This is a genomic window from Ferrovum sp., assembly GCF_027317285.1.
Taxonomy (GTDB): Bacteria; Pseudomonadota; Gammaproteobacteria; order Burkholderiales; family Ferrovaceae; genus Ferrovum.
This window is the reverse complement of the sequence record NZ_DAHVHV010000006.1, coordinates 1-17644: the sequence shown is the minus strand read 5'-3', so window position 1 is coordinate 17644 and position 17644 is coordinate 1. Positions and strand designations below refer to the sequence as shown.

Sequence of the window (17644 nt, the reverse complement as noted above, 5' to 3'; positions counted from 1 at the left end):
GTTAATGAAATCCGAACCTTCCGAAGTGAGTTTCGATGATTTGCTGACCCTGCCCAATCAGGAAGTGGCGTGGTTTGGCGTACGCAATTATCAGGCACGAAATTTCATGATGCGCGACATGGCAGTGGGAGATGGGGTCCTGTTTTATCATTCCAATTGTGCCGCACCCGGCATTGCAGGATTGGCGCGCGTCTCCCGACTGGCCGAACCCGACGCCAGCCAGTTCGATCCCCTTTCTCCCTATTTCGACCCCAGGTCCACCCCGGAGCATCCGCGCTGGCACTGCGTGCATGTTCAAGCCGTCAATAAAACACGCCTGCTGACCCTTGCCGAACTGCGCCGGTCACCTGAACTGCACACCCTGCGCGTGCTGGCCAAGGGAAATCGTTTGTCCATCACCCCGGTCACGCCTCAGGAATGGGAAACACTGCAGAACCTACTGCTGTGACGGCTCTTCCGGGAATCCCCTGAAGGTTCGAATCCAGTCAGGAATTTCCGCGGACGGCATGGGACGAGCAATCCCGAACCCTTGCGCCAGAGGGCACCCCATCTCGAGAAGTTTTCGACCATGCGCGACGGTTTCCACCCCTTCGGCCAGCACAGACTTGTGGAATGCCTGGGCCAGCCCGATGACCCCCTGGACGATGGAAAGGTCTTCAGGATCGTGCAACATGTCACGAATGAACACCTGATCGATCTTGATGATCGACGCCGGTAACCGACGCAGGTAGGAAAGGGAAGCGTACCCTGTACCAAAGTCATCGATCGAAAAACTCACACCAAACCCCATACAATCCACCATCTTCTGAATGACTGCATCGAGATCGCCCAGAGCGGCGGTCTCCAGAATTTCCAATTCCAGTGCGCGGAGTGGAAGTTGCGGGTAGTCGGCCATTTCGTCGCGAATAAAATCCACAAACCCCGGGGAACGCAGATGCGGCGCAGGAATATTGACACTCAGGGACAAATCCAGCCCCATGCCATGCCACTCGGACAACTGACACAGGGCTTGACGCACCACCCATTCCGACAACACCACCTCGAAGTGGCTGCCCTCGATCAAGGGAATGAATTCTCCGGGCAATACCAGACCCCGCATTGGATCGTGCCAACGGACGAGCGCTTCCAGCCCAATCACTCGCCCCTGATGCATATCCACCTTGGGTTGGTAATACAACTGCAACTCTCCCTGAGCGAGAGCCCGTTCCAATCGTTCCAGCGTATGGATGCGGTGCCGCATCAGATGTTCGCTTTGCGAGTCAAAAAAGTAGATCCTGTCCCGCCCAGCCTGCTTGGCCAGATACATGGCCTGATCTGCGTGGCGTAGCAATACTTCACCGTCCGACACATCATCCGGACACAACGTGACCCCGATGCTTGCCGAAATATGGAGCCAGTGACCTTCGATCTGAAACGGCTGACTGATGGTTTCCTGAATCCGTTGCAAAAGAGACAGGCACTCTGACTGATCGCTGTTCCCTTCGATGATCACCACGAATTCATCCCCACCGAAACGGGCAACCGTGTCCGTAGTACGACAGACGTCATGGATTCTTTTCCCCACGGCCACCAGAAGATGATCCCCCAGTCCATGGCCATAGGCGTCATTCACCTGCTTGAATCCATCCAGATCGATGAAACACACGGCCACCAGCCCACTCGAACGTTTGAGCTGGGCCAGGGCATGCTCAAGCCGATCAGTCAGCAAGGCACGATTCGGCAAATTGGTCAGGGTATCGTAATACACCCGTCGCTCGAGTTCCCGCTGTTGCTCCCGCAACAGGGTGGTGTTGTCCACCAACACGACCAGATAGTCCAACTCGCCGGCAGGTTTGCGCACCGCACGAACGGCCACATGCGCATGAACGATACCCCCCTTCTTATTGAAAAACCTGTTGTCAAATTCATATTCGTCCAACTTGCCAGCAACCACCCGCTCAAACAACTGCTGATTGAGGAGCAGGTCTTCGGTATGGGTAATGTCCTCCCAGGACATCGCTGTCAACTCGGCAGCGCTGTAACCCAGCATTTCACAGAGTGCGGGGTTGACCTCCAGCCAGCGCCGATCGGCCCCTGAGGTGGCCATTCCCACCATGGAACGTTCAAAATAGGCCCGAAAATGCTGCTCTCGCTCATATAGGGATTGCTCTGCTTTTTTTCTGGCCAATTCACGGTCAAAGGTATCCAGGGCAAAAGCAATGTCCCGTACCATTTCGTCGAGAACGGTTACGGCTTCCTCATGAAAAGCATCGTTAGTCGCCGCATACACGCCCATCACTGCCACTACCTTATCTCCCTGAATGATCGGAAAAGTAGCGCTGCTTCGCCATCCGTACCTCAGCGCCCTTGCTTTCCAGGGGGCGGTTAGAGGATCGTTCATGAAGTCGTTGACGAAGACACTTCGTGCTTCTCGAAAGCTCATGGCGGCGGGGCCGAGTTGCTCCGTGTCGGAAGGCGTCAGGGGGAAGGAGAGGCCTGCCAGATAATCTGTCCCCGTGCCGTAGAATACTTCAGGCATGATCGCATCCTGCCGTTCCGAAGGCACTCCGATCCAGGCCATTTCGAACCCGGCAAACTCCACCGCCACCCTGCACACCAGGGGAAACAATTTATCCTTCGTTTCCATGCGTACGATGGCCTGATTGATTTCGCTGAGAGCACGATAAAGGTCGGTCAGTCGCTGAATACGCTGTTCATAGGCCTTCCGTCGTGAAATATCGCGTACCAGCATGCAATTATATTCCACACCTTCGTACTCAAAATAATTGGCCAGTACTTCGGTAGGGAAGATTGAGCCATCTCGATGTCGTTGGGAGGATTCAAGGGACATCGTGCCGTGCACCTTCAACTTTTCCCAGAGTCTGCCCCACTGATCTGGGGTAAAAAACGGATCCAGATCCCCCACCGACATCTGGACCAGTTCAGAATAGGCGTAGCCCAGTTGGCGACAAGCGGATTCGTTGGCATCCAAAATCCGGCCCTGTCGATCGATCCACAACATCTGCTCGGCGGCATGATCAATGCCAAACTGCTTGAACCGCAACGTAGCTTCAAATTGTCGCCGTTCCGATATGTCCCGTGAAGAGCAATACAGGAGAGGCTCGCCCAGGACGGCGTGATAACTTCTGGCCGTAATCTCTACGGGGACGATTCGTCCGTCCTTGCAGCGGTGCAAAGACTCAAAAGTTCGGTGGGCCCCTTCGCCCAACTGAAAATTCAAGTCGATGACGTTCATGACTTCCTTTCGGGTCCACTGGGCGTCCCATTGAGACACATGCATTCCAATGGCCTCAGCACGAGAATATCCCAGCAGAGTAAAAAAGTAGTCACTGCCCTCGATCAGAAAACCCTGGCGATCAAGTATATGAATTCCATCGCTTGCAACCTGAAGGAGTTGTTTGATTCGTTGCACGAGGTCTTCTACGCCATGATTCATGACAGCATCCTTGTTGTTGCACTGCCAGCCGTCTCTTTCATTGAATTTGACCCAACTACGAGGGCACCCGGAATCGGATTTATATTCAACTCGTCCATAAGGATACTATGGCGAACCCCGTTGTCAAGACAGGTATTAAAAGTAAGGCGAATCCGCATTACCATGGGGTTCATCAAGAAACCACGAAGGCGTCACCGTGACTACATTGACCGTTACCGCACGAAGGAAACCGGATGACATTGTGGGAACGACGAAAAAATATGGAACTCTTCCCTGCACTCGGATTTCACTGGAACAGGTTCTCAATCTGGCAGAAAGTTCCAAGCATCTTCTGGCACTAGTGAAGGCCAGAAGGTACAGGAATTCAATGAAAACATGGTCAGGTTTTACTTGGTGCCATTGCCTGATAGACGTTGATTTGGCCCAGCGTCAACTTCCGGATATCGACACCCGCTTGCCGCTGCCTTGACCAGTCAATGATAAGGCCCAAGGCTTCCTCTAGAGGAAGAACCGGATACCAGCCAAGGCGGCTTTTGGCTTTCGAGATGTCTAGTTTGAGGATGGCGGACTCATGGGGATAATCCCGATCATCCGTTTGCCACCTTGCACCCCCACCCCAGAGGTCTGCCATTTTCTGAGCGATCCAGCCAACTGGCTGAACATCATCGTCCCAGCAGCCAAAATTCCAGCCTTCCGCATCCATGGGACCGCTTTCATAGAGACGCTCAGCCAGCGTCAAATAACCACGCAACGGTTCCAGAACATGGAGCCAAGGGCGGATGGCTTGGGGGTTGCGGATCATGGCAATTTTTTCGCTTTCAAACGCTGCGAGAATATCCGGAATCAACCGATCCGGTGACCAGTCACCACCCCCAATGACATTTCCTGAACGGGCCGTGGCCACGGCTACCCCATGCTGCGCGTAGGTGTTGGCGTTGAAGAACGACAACCGATAGGCAGAACTGACCAGCTCGACACACCCTTTGCTGTTGCTATAGGGATCATAACCCCCCATGGGCTCGTTTTCCCGGTAACCCCAGAGCCATTCACGGTTTTCGTAGCATTTGTCGGTCGTGATGATGACCACCGCCTTGACACTGGGAGAATGCCGCACCGCTTCCAGCAAATGCACCGTCCCCATGACATTGGTGGAATAGGTTTCAACCGGGTCGATATAAGAATGGCGCACCCGTGATTGCGCTGCCATGTGGATGACAATCTCGGGGGCCGTATCTTGCATGGCGGTTTGCAAAGCCGGCAGGTCGCGGATGTCCGCCATGATCGAGCGCATCCCCTCTCCGACCTGGGCCGCCTCGTACAAACTGGGGGCAGTGGGTGGAGGCAGGGCACAGCCTGTAAGCTCAGCCCCGAGACTTTGCAGCCAGAGTGAGAGCCAGCTTCCCTTGAATCCGGTATGGCCCGTAAGGAATACCCGCTTGCCCGCCCAAAAGTCTGCATTCATTTCCATACCTTCCAGGGAGCATGACCAGAAGCCCACAACTCTTCCAGATAAGTCTTGTCGCGAAGAGTGTCCATGGGATGCCAAAAACCCGTGTGGTGAAATGCGGCCAGTTGGCCGTCTCTGGCCAATTTTTCCAGAGGGCCCTGTTCCCACGGGGTGCTGTCGTCCTGAATGAGATCAATGACCTCATGTGAGAGCACAAAGAAACCACCACTGATCATGGCATCATCGGCGGTAGGCTTCTCCTTGAAACTGAGCACCCTGGCACCATCAGTTTCCAACGCGCCAAAGCGGCCGGGTGGCGAGGTGGCGGTCAGCGTGGCTTTTACTCTCTGCGCCTCGTGGAAAGCAATGAGCCGGGTGATGTTGATGTCCCCAACCCCGTCGCCATAAGTAAAACAGAAAGTGTCCTCCCCATGCAGATAAGGAGATACCCGTTTCAGTCGCCCACCGGTCATGGTTTCCTCACCTGTGTCCACCACCGTCACGCGCCATGGCTCTGCGTAGTGTTGGCGGATTTCCATGCTGTTATGGATCATGTCGAAGGTGACATCCGACATGTGCAGGAAGTAGTTTGCAAAATACTCCTTGATGACGTAACCCTTGTAGCCACAGCAGATGATGAAGTCATTGACCCCGTGGTGTGAATAAACCTTCATGATGTGCCATAGGATCGGCCTTCCGCCGATTTCAACCATGGGTTTTGGTTTGAGGTGAGTCTCTTCTGAGATACGAGTGCCCAGGCCACCGGCAAGTATGACGGCTTTCATGCTTTATCCCTGATTTTAAGGAAGACGGTATACAAAGGTGGTTTTATGCGCGCTTCTATCATGAAATCCTTTTCAGGTATCCGTCAGGCGCAACGGTAATGAGCAACTTCTGGTGAATGCTTTTATCAATCTCAAACTCAGGGTGAGTTTTCAAGTATTCCCATACTGCGGTTTTTGGGCTATTACCTGGATGCCAAGGGCGATTTTTAAAAACAAAGGCTGGCACGTCCTCCACAAACGTGTCGAAGACTACGCAATAACTTCCAACGCTGACAAGTGGGGCATACGCCTCCAATTCAGCGAGTACATGTTCATGGGTATGGTTGGAGTCTAGGCAAATAAGTATTCGATTCTTTCCCTTCGCTTTTTCCTTCGCTTGTGCGATCACTTCAGGTGCAGTGCTGGAACCTTCAAACATGGCAATGCGCTTGGACATAGGATGTCCTTCGATCGCCTTGCGGTTATGTGGGCGAATATCGATATCAATACCCAATACCTCTGCATCGGAGGGGCCGCCACAGGCGGCATTCAATTCCAGCATGGAAGCCGAAAAAACGAGCGAGCCCCCATGAGCAATTCCTGTTTCAATAATTAAGTCCGGTTTTACCTTCCAGATGATCTCCTGCATTGCCATGATATCGATTGGATTTTGGATGATAGGACGACCTAGCCAGGAAAAATTGTATACATATGACTTGCGCATGCTTTCTTCCAACCAATCGCGCGATCGATTCTGAAATGCGATGTCTTTTCCAAATGCTTCTATGCGGGCAGCTTTTTCCGCCTCAAACTGGTTAAGTGATTCGTTCATCTTCGATACCATTATCGTGATTGATAAAACAATCAAACAAATATTCAAATTCGTTGGCCAGACTACTCTGCGCACCGCCAAATTCCTCAACCAAGCGGTTGTTGTCAATAACCGGAAATGACCAATCCGGAGCACCTTCAGAAAAACCAACCACAATCCTTTTTTGTTCCAGCAATGACGCGATTTCGGCATTGCTCAAGTTTGTTCCACTGGCAACATTGTAGGTGGAATGAATACCATGCTGCGCAATCTGCGGCAACCAGCGCACCACGTCATTGACAGAAACGTAATCCTTAGCTGAGCGGGAAGAAGTCAGAAATTGAACTTGCCCTGTACTCGCAGCCTCATGAAACACTCGGCTAATGAAATTCTGCGCCGGCATGGCGCGGCCAAAAACATTCGACAAGCGAACCACCCTGGCATTATGCCCGCTTGCATGACACAAGGACTCGCCCATCAACTTGCTTAAATTGTAGAGGTGCCCTGGGTTTGTCGGATCCACCTGCAACATTGTCGATTCATCAGTCGTTGCAGCACCTTCATAAACCCGCGTGCTGGACAAATAAGTTAGCGACTCAAACCGGCCTCGATCAAGCAGTCTCCTCAATAAACATACATGCGCCTTTACCGTATCTAAAGGGCGGCTTCGAAAATCTGCGGTGAGCCCAATACAATAAAAAACATGACCTAGATCGCGGTCAAATATTTCGTCGGAAATATCCGCCCCATCTTTGGGTAGCGGCGCATAGACAGCTGCCCTGTCTATTGCTTCAAGAGCATCCACCAATTGGCCGCCGATAAAACCACCAGAGCCAAGTACCGTAAACATCATTCACGCCATCTCGGTAAATGAAACAGTCGTCTATTTGACGAATCACCAACCCGGGTCGGGGAATGACTTCTCGCCATAAGGTTATCCTCCAAGCTCAATCCAACAAGTCGGATTGATCCGACCAGTGTGAAATGCATTACCCCAATACCGCATAGGAAAGATATGGTTCAAAGGGAAAACGCTGTACCCTGAGGTTTCTCAAGCCGCAAGCTTCGATAACCGCTGTGGTTTCCCCTGGCCAAGTTCGGTTGTTCAGTTCATCAAACACCAGCACCGCTCCCTTGGGCATGCGAGGCAGAAAATGCTCCAGGGCTACTCGCGTGGGCTCATACAGGTCAAAATCCAGATGAAGGAGCGAGACAACGGTATGGGTATTGGCCACCAAAAACTCTGGAATAGTTTGACAAGCATCACCTTTGACAAGCACCATTTTATTCACATGCCCAACAAAGCGATTTTGATCGAATAGTTCAACTGCGCGACACAAATCTGAATAAGCGTCGGCAACAAAACCACCAACACGCATTTCTGCACTCTTCAGTTGGGAGACTTGATGATCTTTATCATGAATCGAAGGAAATCCCTCAAAGGTGTCGAACCCGATCACTCGCCGCTGCAAATTGACCGGCTCAAGAACGGCGGAAAGCAATCCGAAGTACATCAAAGAACCGCCCCAACTGAGACCACACTGAACAACGTCCCCCTGTACAGTCAGTGCCTTGCAAAAAATGTCATAAAGCGCCAGATAGCGCGCCAAGGATTGACGCGACAGGTATTTTGGAAAATTTTCGATCTTTTCGTAACTAGTTCCGGCACTTTCATCGAAATAGCGCTGCATGTCCTGACGATAACTGCGCTCAGCCTCCGTATTTTGCCCGGCTTGACGAAAACGTGATGGATCTTTCGCTTCATCTGTCATGATATTAATCTCTTGCTTTAATGGTCTGGCTAAATTGCATCTTGACCACAGAGTTGGGCGGAATATTGTTAGTGAGTACACATCCTGAAGGGATCAGGCAATTATCTCCGATGGTCAAGTAGGGCTCCACCAGAACACCCATACCGAACTTTACCCGATCACCAATCGTCACGGCTCCCGCCGTGGTTGATCGCGGACCAAAGGTGCAATGGCTGCCAACCTTGGTATGATGCTCTATGCAGACATGGCTGGCGAGGAAGTTGTTATCACCCAAGACGCAAGAAGGCGCCAAGTAACCGTTTCCCATAATCAGATTACCCTCACCCATGGACACATAGTTCTTGACTATCGTGGAGGGGTCTATCACATTAGCAAAGCGAATACCCTTGGCCCGCATATCCTCGAAAATGGCAGCGCGATCTGCGATATTGGCCGTAATGCAGATTATTGCTGCATCAAAAACCCTCTTTTCCCAGAACTCTGCAGCCATGCTATTGGGACCGAGAATTGGCACGCCCATCATGGTCTTGCCATGCAACGCGGCATTGTTGTCGAGAATACCGACTGCACGCTGATGCTGCACTCGTGAAATCACATCCAAGGTCACGAAGCCACCACCCGCGCCCGCACCGATCAGTAAAATGCGCTGGGGTCGCAAGCCGGGGTAAGCATCTTCCACCAAATCCCTGCCCTCAAAAACCGGTTTATTGGACGCCAACACGTCCGCTTCGGTGATAACACGGTCAGGGAACTTGGCGACCAGAATGCTCATATCCACGCCAAGTTTCTTTGCCACCAGTTCCGCCTTCTTGGTCCAGCGCCGATCAGTCGTTACCGATTCCGTTTTTTCCAATGAGGCCAGTAAAACCGCATAGTCCTCATCCGGTGTTGCCGTAATCATCGCAATGGTCTGGTTGTTTTTGACGACTTGACCTATTTCTACCAGATGCCGAAGAAACCCATCGGCTTCGGCTACCACTTCATAGGTAACCTTGGTGGTTTCGACGATACAAACTTCCTCGCCTCGGTTGACCGGAGCCCCATCGTCAATGCGCCAGTCGACAATAACCGCCTGATCCTCATTGGCAGTTAGCGACGGCATACGCACAACTGTGGTCATGACATCAACTCCCATATTGCATTTTCAATTTTTCCAGCGGTAACCAAGACTTCCATTTCCAGTTGGCGGGCCGCAGGAATCACCTGCGATGCAGCCGCCAACCGGGTAATGGGCGCCAGCAAATTGCCACGCAGAGCATCGTAAAGCAGAACCGCCACCTCACTACCCCAATTGAATCCCGTAGTTCCTTCCTCGCAAATAACCAAGCGCCCACACTGAGCACCATAGCGCACCAAAGTTTTGATCGGCACCGGCCACAAACTTGACGGGAAAACTGCAGTTACGTTGAGTTCATCGCTCCGCAATTTCTCCAACAGGGGTACAAGTTCACGACTCAGCCCCCCATAGGATATGACTATAACGTCCGGCTGACCGGAACCGAAATTCCGTAATGCTACTGTAGGATAACCCGGTATCTCGGCGCTTTGTTCCATGAGAACATGAGCGTATCGATCCAAGGGATAAAGTAGTTTATTTTCGATGAATAGCACTGGGTCATCGTCCGCGAGGATTGCATACTGCAAGATGTCGCCCGCAGCATGCACATGGCTGGGTGCCACCACCTTTATGCCTGGTAACCCTAGAAACATCTTTTCCAGACTCTGGCTATGAGTTGCACCATAGCCACGCCCACCGCCCATTGGAGTCCGAATCACCAGCGGCACCTTCACCTGTCCGTTAAACATGCCAGGAAACTTGGTCATGTGATTGACGATCTGATCGGCGCAAAGGGTTAGAAAATCCCCAAACATGATTTCCACGACTGGGCGGAAACCGCGCAGAGCCATCCCTACGGCCACGCCAGTGAAACCGCCCTCGCAAATCGGTGTACTGATGACCCGCCCAGGAAAGCGGGTAGACAATCCCTTGGTGACCTTGAATGCTCCGCCATAAGGGTCTACCAAATCCTCGCCGAGAACGACCACCTTCTCATTAGCCGTCAACGCCTCGGCCAACCCTAACTGCAACTCCATCAAATAACTTGCCACGATCAACTTCTTCTCAAATCGTCCACCAACATCGCCACCTCTTGGCGCACTTGCCTCTCAACATCTGTAACCCAAGACGGGTCAAGATTCTTTCGCAAGCGGTACAAAGGTTCTTGCTGAAGGTGATAGTCAAGTTCCTGCGGATCCCTCAAGTCATCTCCCTTGCTATGAGGCCCGAGCCGATAAGTGCGCATGAAGAGTAAACGTGGGGCGCATTGTGACCTAATTTCCCGGATCAGCCGCCGTGCCGTGTCATACACACCTTCCACATCGTTGCCATCGATATCGCTAACAGGCACGCCGAATGCCTCGCTACGCTGCTCCAGCGCGCCCGAATGTTGCGCGCTCCAATGAGTGCTTTGGGCATACTGATTATTTTCAACTGCGAACATGATGGGCAGACCCCATAAAGAAGCCATGTTCAATGCTTCATAAACCGCACCCTCCGCCATCGCCCCATCACCCATGAATTGCACCACCACCGCCCCACTGCCCTTCAACTTCTCTGCATAGGCCATCCCCACGGCAACAGGCGCCATCCCTCCCAAAATCCCATTGGAATAAAAGTTCTTCTTTTGCAGATGTTGACTTCCGCCAATACCCCCACAAACGCCCGAGGGCTGGCCGAGTATCTCCGCTATCAAGCCCCGGCCATCTCTGCAATAGGCCAGGAAATGGCCGTGCCCTCTGTGATTTGAACAAATGATATCCATTTCCCGGTTAAGGGCAGAAGTCACCCCGACTGCTACCGCTTCCTGGCCCAGACAGGTATGCACCGTGCCGCCAATGGCGCCATGAGCGAACAAGTTGAGAAGTGTTTCCTCGACAACCCGAATACGGAACATTTCGTGGAAAAAATTCCGCAATAACTCCTGCCTGTTACTTACTGACGTCAGCATACGTCCTTCCACGGTTGATGTTGTAAATTCACAATCACACCCGAATCATCCTTACGTGAGTCAGCAAGTGCCTTCCATAACCAATTCCCCTGCAAAGCAAAAATATTTATTTAATGACCAACCTTGCCCTGTAGGAAGCTCCAGAACCCGGTAACCTCATTTCTCAAACCAAGGATCTAACGCCAGTTTTTGTGCTCAATATGCCAGCCAGCCATAGTCGTCGAGTACCCACTGCTCCAGCCACCATTCGCTCAAAAAGCACCTTCATCGCTCCAACCTCGGCATTATTGTAAGCGCTAAATTGCCGGCGTTGTATTTTCCCGGATAATTTTATTGGCATGGATTCCATGCCTACACAAATTCAATATTTGGCACTGCCGTTACGAACTGCCCTCCCCACTCGCGTATATATCCCAGTTGCACCATCACTTCTTCGCGCAAGTTCCAGGGCAGGATCACCACATAGTCGGGTCGAATTTGTTTTAGATGCGCTTCGGCAACAATCGGGATGCGGCAACCCGGTAGAAATTTATCCTGCTTGGCAGGATTGCGATCCACCACATAAGGCAACAGATCTGGACGCACGCCGGCATAGTTCAGCAAAGTATTGCCCTTGGCCGCCGCGCCATATCCGGCTACTGTCTTGCCTGCTCTCTTGGCTCCCAGCAAGAAACTGAGGAAGTCGTTTTTAACCATGTCCGCGTGCGCCTGAAAGCCTTCGTAATAAGTTGTACGGTTCATTCCCGCAGCGGCTTCTATGTTGAGTAGCCCTGTTACTCTACTATTGACGGGATGCTTACCCATATCTTTTCTTTGTGCAAAAACACGAAGGCTGCCGCCGTGAGTATCCAGTTCTTCGACATCAAAAACCGAGAGCCCGTTTGTATTAAGAATACTTACTACAGCGGAAAAGGAGAGGTATGAAAAGTGCTCATGATAAATCGTATCAAACTGCCTGCCTTCAATTAGATGCATGAGGTGAGGAAACTCAAAGGTGGCTACACCCTGCGGCTTGAGCAATGTGGCAAACCCTGCTGCGAAACCGTTGATATCAGGCACATGCGCCAACACATTGTTGGCGGCTATCAAATCGGCTTGCTTACCCTGGTTTACCAGGCTACCAGCAAGACTGACATCAAAAAACTCTTCAATTGTATCGATCCCCTTAAGGCGTGCCGCTTCAGAGGTACTTGCGGTTGGCTCGATACCCAGACAGGGAATGCCTCGTTGCTTTACATATTGCAGCAAGTATCCGTCATTCGAGGCCACCTCAATCACATGGCTATCAGCCGTCAGTGCAAAACGATCCATCATCGTATTTACATAGTTTTCGGCATGCTTCAACCATTGGTCGGAAAAAGAGCTGAAGTAGGCATATTCGTCATTAAACAGTTCTGCCGCTTTTGAATACGATTCGGCCTGCACCAACCAACAGGATTCGCAAACCAGCACCTTCAACGGAAACCATTTTTCCGCTCTGCGCATTGTCGATTGGGTGAGGTACGCATTGGAAGGGGGTGCAGAACCAAGGTCAATGAGTTGCAATGTTAATTCGGTCTGACAATGGCGACATTTCATAAAATGACCCCCTGGAAATTTTGCGCAATAAAAGGATGCTCGCGGTCTCGCTCGGAGAGATCATTTATCGGCAAAGGCCAGGCAATGTTCAGTCTTGGATCGGCCGCATTCAGCATGCCTTCCGCCTCAGGGTGATAGGCAGCGGTGTGCAAGTAAAATAACTCACAATCCTCGGTCAGCGTCTGGAATCCATGTGCGTAGCCTTCCGGAATGAGCAGGCTTCTGCGATTTGTAGCCGAGAGAACCTCGCTGTGCCAATGTAGGAATGTGGGTGAGTCGCGCCGCAGATCGACCGCAACATCCCATATTTCCCCCTTCAAGCAGCTCACCAACTTGGCCTCCGCATGTGGGGGAAACTGAAAATGCAATCCACGCACCACGCCTTTTTTACGCGTGAGAGTGTGATTGATCTGGGCAATATTTTTTGTGATCCCTACTGCGCCAAACTCTTCCGCGCAATAGAAGCGCGACAAAAACCCCCGATGGTCTTCTATCGCCTTGCGTTGCGCCAGGACCAGCCCAGTTAATGGGGTCTGAATAAAATCGAAACGCGCCATATTATCTGGTAAGCCAAACTTTCCTTGATCCTTCAATGTCACTTCCGAGTCACTGTCTGAGCAATACACACTGCGTTACGCATCGCGTGTACACCAGCGTTGCCACATCTGCCGGTACGCATCTTCCACCTTGCGTGCAAAACCCGCTTCGTCCAGTAGCGGACTGCGTTCCATCTCAGTGCGTAGCGCTGCCCGCTGTACTGCCAGTCGCCCCAAGTCGGTCGCCAATTCCGCGGCCTTGTCCACATACTCGCCTTCGCTCCCGGCTATCCATTCGGGATGCCCTATCCCCCGCAGGATACTGCTACCCAGGCGGCCTACTGAAGGCCGTCCCGCCAAGGTGATGAATGGCACGCCCAGGTACAGCGATTCGAACAAAGTGGTACCGGAATTGTGAGGGAAGCAATCTAGCCCGATGTCGATGCCGGCAAGCACATCCCATGGCGGACTGTGGTAGCCAAGTTCCAGCCGCTCACGAACTATACCTTGCGCTGCGAATCTTGCTGCCAATCGCGCTTGCATCGCGGGATCTTTAAAATTGAGGCTGTCGATCACCAACCGCGAGCCATCCACACGTTTCAATAACTCCGACCACACCCGTATCGTATGGTGGTTGATGCGTACCGAACGGGTCAGTGTGCCAAAGGTGATATAGCCACGACGGTGGGCGGGAAGGTCGCTGACCTCGCCCATGCCAGCCGTCGGGCGGTAGCTGTGGGCAGGTGTGACGATGCGCCAGGGTTGCTCGGCAAACAATCCCTCGCTGCCCGCAGGAACGCTGGCTGCATCGGTAAGATAGTAGTCGATGGCACTTAATCCGGTGGTGTAGCCGTAGCCTAGCCAACTCAGTGAAACGGGGGCAGGTTTGCAGGCGAATACGGATAACCGGTTGCCCGCCGTATGACCCGCCAGATCAACCAGAATATCAATGCCATCGTTGCGAATGCGTTCCGCCAGCGCCTCGTCACTCACGCCCTTTGTGGGGATCCAGTGCTCAGCGTAGCCTTGGTAGCGCGCGGTCACGTCGTCTGCTTTCTTCATTTCGGCGTAGGCATACACTTCCACCCGGGTCTTGTCGTGGTGGGCCAGCAGCGGCTCCAAAAAGGAGCGGCAGGAGTGATACCGGAAGTCGGGAGAGACGTAACCCACCCGCAGGCGGCGATTCGGAGTCTTGTCGTTGGTATGCGTGCGCCAAGTCGAACGCAACGGAATGCCGAAGGACACATCGTACTCCTGGTACGCCCGATAGATCTCTTCCGCGCTCAAATCGGGGTGGTAGTTCAGGCAGAACAGCAGGTTGCTCTGCGCCTCGGCGTAATCAGGCTTAATTTCCAGCGCCCGGCGGAGGCTGGCCTCGGCCTCGGCGAAGCGCCCCTGGTCACTGAGGACGTTGCCCAGGTTGTTGTAGGCCTCGGCAAAATCCGGCTTGTACTCCAGCGCCCGCCGGTGGCTTGCCTCAGCTTTGTCCGTCCGCCCCAGATCCTTGAGAGTGGCGCCCAGGTTGTTGTGCGCCTCGGCGTAGTCGGGCCTGATTTCCAGCGCCCGGCGATAGCTGGCTACCGCATCGTCGAATCGCCCTAGGCCATTCAGGGCATTGCCCAGGTTGTTGTGCGCCTCGGCCAAATCGGGTCTGATCTCCAGCGCCCGGCGATAGCTCGCCATAGCATCCTCAAGTTGCCCTAGTTCTTCAAGGGCACTGCCCAGGTTGTTGTGCGCCTCGGCGTAGTCCGGTTTGAGTTTTAATGCCTGACGACAGAAAGCTTCAGCTTCTGAAAACCTTTCCTGCTTATAAATAATTCCAGCCAGGTTATTGCAGGTCTCTGCATTATTCGGATCAAGATCCAAGGCTTGACGACAGAAAGCTTCAGCTTCCTGTCGTCTGCCTTGCGCATCGAAAATCATCGCCAACTTGCCATACGCCTCGGCAGAATCCTGCTTGAGAGCCAACACCTGACGCCAACTGGATTCGGACTCCGGTAGTTTGCCTAACCTCTGGAAAATATCTCCCAGTTTGAGGTATGCCTCGGCAAAGTTTGGCTTGAGTGCCAGTGCTCGCATACAATGCGCCATAGCTTGTTCCAACTTATCTTGTTCTAGCAGCATACCGGCAAGGATAAAGTGTATCGTCGGATCGGAATCCTTCAGGCCAATCGCCTTCCTTAAAAAACTTTCAGCAATATCGTTTCGCCCAGTCTGGACGGCAACCATGCCCATCAACTGCAAAGTGGCCACATGGCTAGGGTCGCGCTCAAGGATCTTCATGTACAGCAACTCTGCATCTGCTAAAAGCGCTTGCTGATGAAGGGACAGTGCCTGAGCAAACAGGCGTTCAATGGCTGTCGGGCTGCTTACCACCTGGTTTGCCGCTGCCTGTTGTCGTTTTCGGCTCATATTGCGATATTGTCTTTGTCTTTTTTGGGCAAGTTGACTACCATTTTTTGGCCTTCACTAATCACCGATAGTAGTTTACCTCAGCTTCGGCGGGCGGTATGTAGCCGATGGGTTCCTGTTAGCGCAAAGTAGTAATGTCCGCGACCCCCTGCTGGTGCAATACTGGTTCGGAACTCACCTCGCTTTCAGGCGCACAAGGTGAGCAAGGGGAATGCGCAGACAAGCGTTCAATCCGCGCCCGACCAACTACGAAATCATCCGGGCAAAAACACTGTATGCAAAACATGCCCATAAGATGGGTGGCGGTGTACGTTTGGCAACACCATTTCTGGGTGCGGCTTCAACCAATGGTGTTACCGAAACAGTTGCGTAAGGGCCACATATTCCAACCTTGATAGAGATCGCCAACGCAGGTGGACTGGAAAGGAAGGGGTGGCGGTCCGGTCGGGGTGTTGGGTATTGTTTTTGGTGAGTGCCCCACCAGTGCTAAAAAATGAAAAATGGCTTGGAGTTTGTTTCTTTAAGCCATTTATTTTATTGGTGCCGGCACTAGGAATCGAACCCAGGACCTTCTGATTACAAATCAACTGCTCTACCAACTGAGCTATGCCGGCACGGCGATGGCGCGTATTATCTCATTTAACCAGCGTAAGTGTGGGTTTTTTTGTTGACGAAGTTTCTTTTTTCGATTCAATTGCAGAAACCAATCCCTCTCCGGTAGTTTTCTTGGCTTCCTCGATAGAGAAGGAATCCTGTAAGGGATTTTCTTCTGTCTCTTCAGAGGAAAGACGGGAAATCGCCAAACTCAAGGCAGGCCCCTCGGTAACCGGGGAAACGTTGGAAGATGCTTCATCCCATTCATGCTCATCTGGAGGAAAGGCCATGCCTTCCCCTGTTTCCCGGGAAAAAAGTCCCAGCACGGCCTTCCAGGGCACCCAGACCTGCTCCGCCCTTCCGTTGAAGCGGGCATTGAACTCGATGCCCCCATTGTTCATGGAAAGTTGGCGCGTAGCGGAACCACTGATGTTGAGAATGATCTGGCCTTCCTTGACGAAGGCCGGGGGCACCCGTGCGCCCGTTCCCTCCACCAGAACATGCAGGAGGGGAGTCATGGTGTTGTCCTCGCACCACTCCCAAAGCGCACGAGCCAGATAGGGTTTGGTTGAACGGGACACGGTCTTACTTCCGCATGGCCTTTTCAGCCGGTGTCATGGAATCGATGAAAGCAGGGCGGGAAAAAATCCGCTCGGCGTACTTGAGCAGGGGGGCGGCTTGCTTGGGCAACTGGATCTGGTAGTGATCCAGGCGCCACAAAAGAGGCGCAATGGCCACATCCAGCATGGTGAAATCTTCACCCAGCATAAACTTCTGCTTGACAAAGATTGGCACGATTTGCGTCAGATTGTCGCGCAAGGACGCCCGGGCCTTGTCTGCTAGGCCTTTGGCCGCGGCCCCGGATTCCAGGGTGACCACATGGCTGAACAGTTCCACTTCGAAGCGATGCAGAAACAGCCGCGCCCGGGAGCGCATGACGGGTTCCGGTGGCATCAACTGCGGGTGAGGGAAACGCTCGTCGATATACTCATTGATGATATTCGATTCGTGCAGCGTGAGGTCGCGCTCCACCAGAACGGGTAAGCGGTTATAGGGATTCATCACCGCAATCTCTTCAGGCAGATTGAACACGTCCACATCCACGATCTGAAAATCCATACCTTTCTCGTACAGCACGATGCGACTGCGTTGGCTGAAGGGACAGGTCGTCCCAGAATATAAGGTCATCATAGGATACGTCTCAACTTGGACAATCTCCCATTCTAATGGATATCTTTCCAGAATTCTCGTTTTAGGGCACGCGCAACCAAAAATAGTATCAGCAG

General features: G+C 52.6%; 15 protein-coding genes, 1 tRNA gene and 1 pseudogene. 2 read left to right on the top strand and 15 right to left on the bottom strand.

Translation table 11 applies throughout. The features are described from left to right. Window positions 1-4 precede the first annotated feature (4 nt). Entirely contained in the window at window positions 5-448 is a 444-nt protein-coding gene (locus M6F29_RS02840) for an EVE domain-containing protein (RefSeq protein WP_298157304.1), read from the top strand. On the opposite strand, the gene M6F29_RS02835 is transcribed toward M6F29_RS02840, so the two are convergent. The 12 genes from M6F29_RS02835 to M6F29_RS02780 form a co-directional block, all read right to left on the bottom strand. Then, window positions 437-3436 carry a bifunctional diguanylate cyclase/phosphodiesterase gene (locus M6F29_RS02835; protein WP_298157302.1) on the bottom strand — a complete coding sequence of 1000 codons (3000 nt, stop codon included), beginning with the start codon at window positions 3434-3436 and terminating at the stop codon, window positions 437-439. The two genes, M6F29_RS02840 and M6F29_RS02835, sit on opposite strands and share 12 nt — an antisense overlap. 379 nt (window positions 3437-3815) lie before the next feature. After that, complete coding sequence (gene rfbG / locus M6F29_RS02830; RefSeq protein ID WP_298157299.1) at window positions 3816-4898, bottom strand: CDP-glucose 4,6-dehydratase; 1083 nt, start codon at window positions 4896-4898, stop codon at window positions 3816-3818. Beyond that, window positions 4895-5668, bottom strand: a complete 774-nt coding sequence (rfbF, locus tag M6F29_RS02825; protein WP_297496876.1) for a glucose-1-phosphate cytidylyltransferase — start codon at window positions 5666-5668, stop codon at window positions 4895-4897. The genes rfbG and rfbF overlap by 4 nt, the downstream gene beginning before the upstream one ends. A gap of 58 nt (window positions 5669-5726) precedes the next feature. Next, entirely contained in the window at window positions 5727-6479 is a 753-nt protein-coding gene (locus M6F29_RS02820; RefSeq protein ID WP_298157296.1) for a cephalosporin hydroxylase family protein, read from the bottom strand. Continuing rightward, window positions 6463-7311, bottom strand: a complete 849-nt coding sequence (locus M6F29_RS02815; protein ID WP_298157294.1) for an NAD-dependent epimerase/dehydratase family protein — start codon at window positions 7309-7311, stop codon at window positions 6463-6465. Before M6F29_RS02815 ends, M6F29_RS02820 begins: the two co-directional genes overlap by 17 nt. A 136-nt stretch (window positions 7312-7447) precedes the next feature. Next, window positions 7448-8230 (bottom strand): TylF/MycF/NovP-related O-methyltransferase, encoded by a 783-nt coding sequence (locus M6F29_RS02810; RefSeq protein WP_298157291.1) that lies wholly within the window; start codon window positions 8228-8230, stop codon window positions 7448-7450. Between the two features lie 4 nt (window positions 8231-8234). After that, complete coding sequence (locus tag M6F29_RS02805) at window positions 8235-9350, bottom strand: biotin/lipoyl-containing protein (RefSeq protein WP_298157289.1); 1116 nt, start codon at window positions 9348-9350, stop codon at window positions 8235-8237. Next, window positions 9347-10339, bottom strand: a complete 993-nt coding sequence (locus tag M6F29_RS02800) for an alpha-ketoacid dehydrogenase subunit beta (protein ID WP_297497076.1) — start codon at window positions 10337-10339, stop codon at window positions 9347-9349. The genes M6F29_RS02805 and M6F29_RS02800 overlap by 4 nt, the downstream gene beginning before the upstream one ends. A 2-nt stretch (window positions 10340-10341) precedes the next feature. Continuing rightward, a complete protein-coding gene (locus M6F29_RS02795; protein ID WP_298157286.1) occupies window positions 10342-11238 on the bottom strand; it encodes a thiamine pyrophosphate-dependent dehydrogenase E1 component subunit alpha in 897 nt (298 codons plus the stop codon). 351 nt (window positions 11239-11589) lie between these two features. Further along, window positions 11590-12816 carry a class I SAM-dependent methyltransferase gene (locus M6F29_RS02790; protein WP_298157283.1) on the bottom strand — a complete coding sequence of 409 codons (1227 nt, stop codon included), beginning with the start codon at window positions 12814-12816 and terminating at the stop codon, window positions 11590-11592. Then, the gene (gene rfbC, locus M6F29_RS02785; protein WP_366525925.1) at window positions 12813-13373 is read right to left on the bottom strand and encodes a dTDP-4-dehydrorhamnose 3,5-epimerase; all 561 of its coding nucleotides are present in this window, start codon (window positions 13371-13373) and stop codon (window positions 12813-12815) included. Before rfbC ends, M6F29_RS02790 begins: the two co-directional genes overlap by 4 nt. A gap of 75 nt (window positions 13374-13448) precedes the next feature. Further along, window positions 13449-15764: a tetratricopeptide repeat protein gene (locus M6F29_RS02780; protein ID WP_298157278.1), complete on the bottom strand. Its 2316-nt coding sequence runs from the start codon at window positions 15762-15764 to the stop codon at window positions 13449-13451. A 235-nt stretch (window positions 15765-15999) separates the two neighbouring features. On the opposite strand from M6F29_RS02780, the pseudogene M6F29_RS02775 reads away from it, so the two are divergent. Next, window positions 16000-16137 (top strand): annotated as a pseudogene (locus M6F29_RS02775) (ISL3 family transposase); the annotation flags it as partial. Window positions 16138-16302: 165 nt separating this feature from the next. Here the strand turns inward: M6F29_RS02775 and M6F29_RS02770 are convergent. From M6F29_RS02770 to M6F29_RS02760, 3 genes are all read right to left on the bottom strand, one after another. Then, a tRNA-Thr gene (locus M6F29_RS02770) sits at window positions 16303-16378 on the bottom strand. Window positions 16379-16399: 21 nt separating this feature from the next. Continuing rightward, a complete protein-coding gene (locus tag M6F29_RS02765; protein WP_298157276.1) occupies window positions 16400-16939 on the bottom strand; it encodes a ClpXP protease specificity-enhancing factor in 540 nt (179 codons plus the stop codon). 4 nt (window positions 16940-16943) lie between these two features. Beyond that, complete coding sequence (locus tag M6F29_RS02760) at window positions 16944-17549, bottom strand: glutathione S-transferase N-terminal domain-containing protein (RefSeq protein ID WP_297479261.1); 606 nt, start codon at window positions 17547-17549, stop codon at window positions 16944-16946. Window positions 17550-17644: the final 95 nt, after the last annotated feature.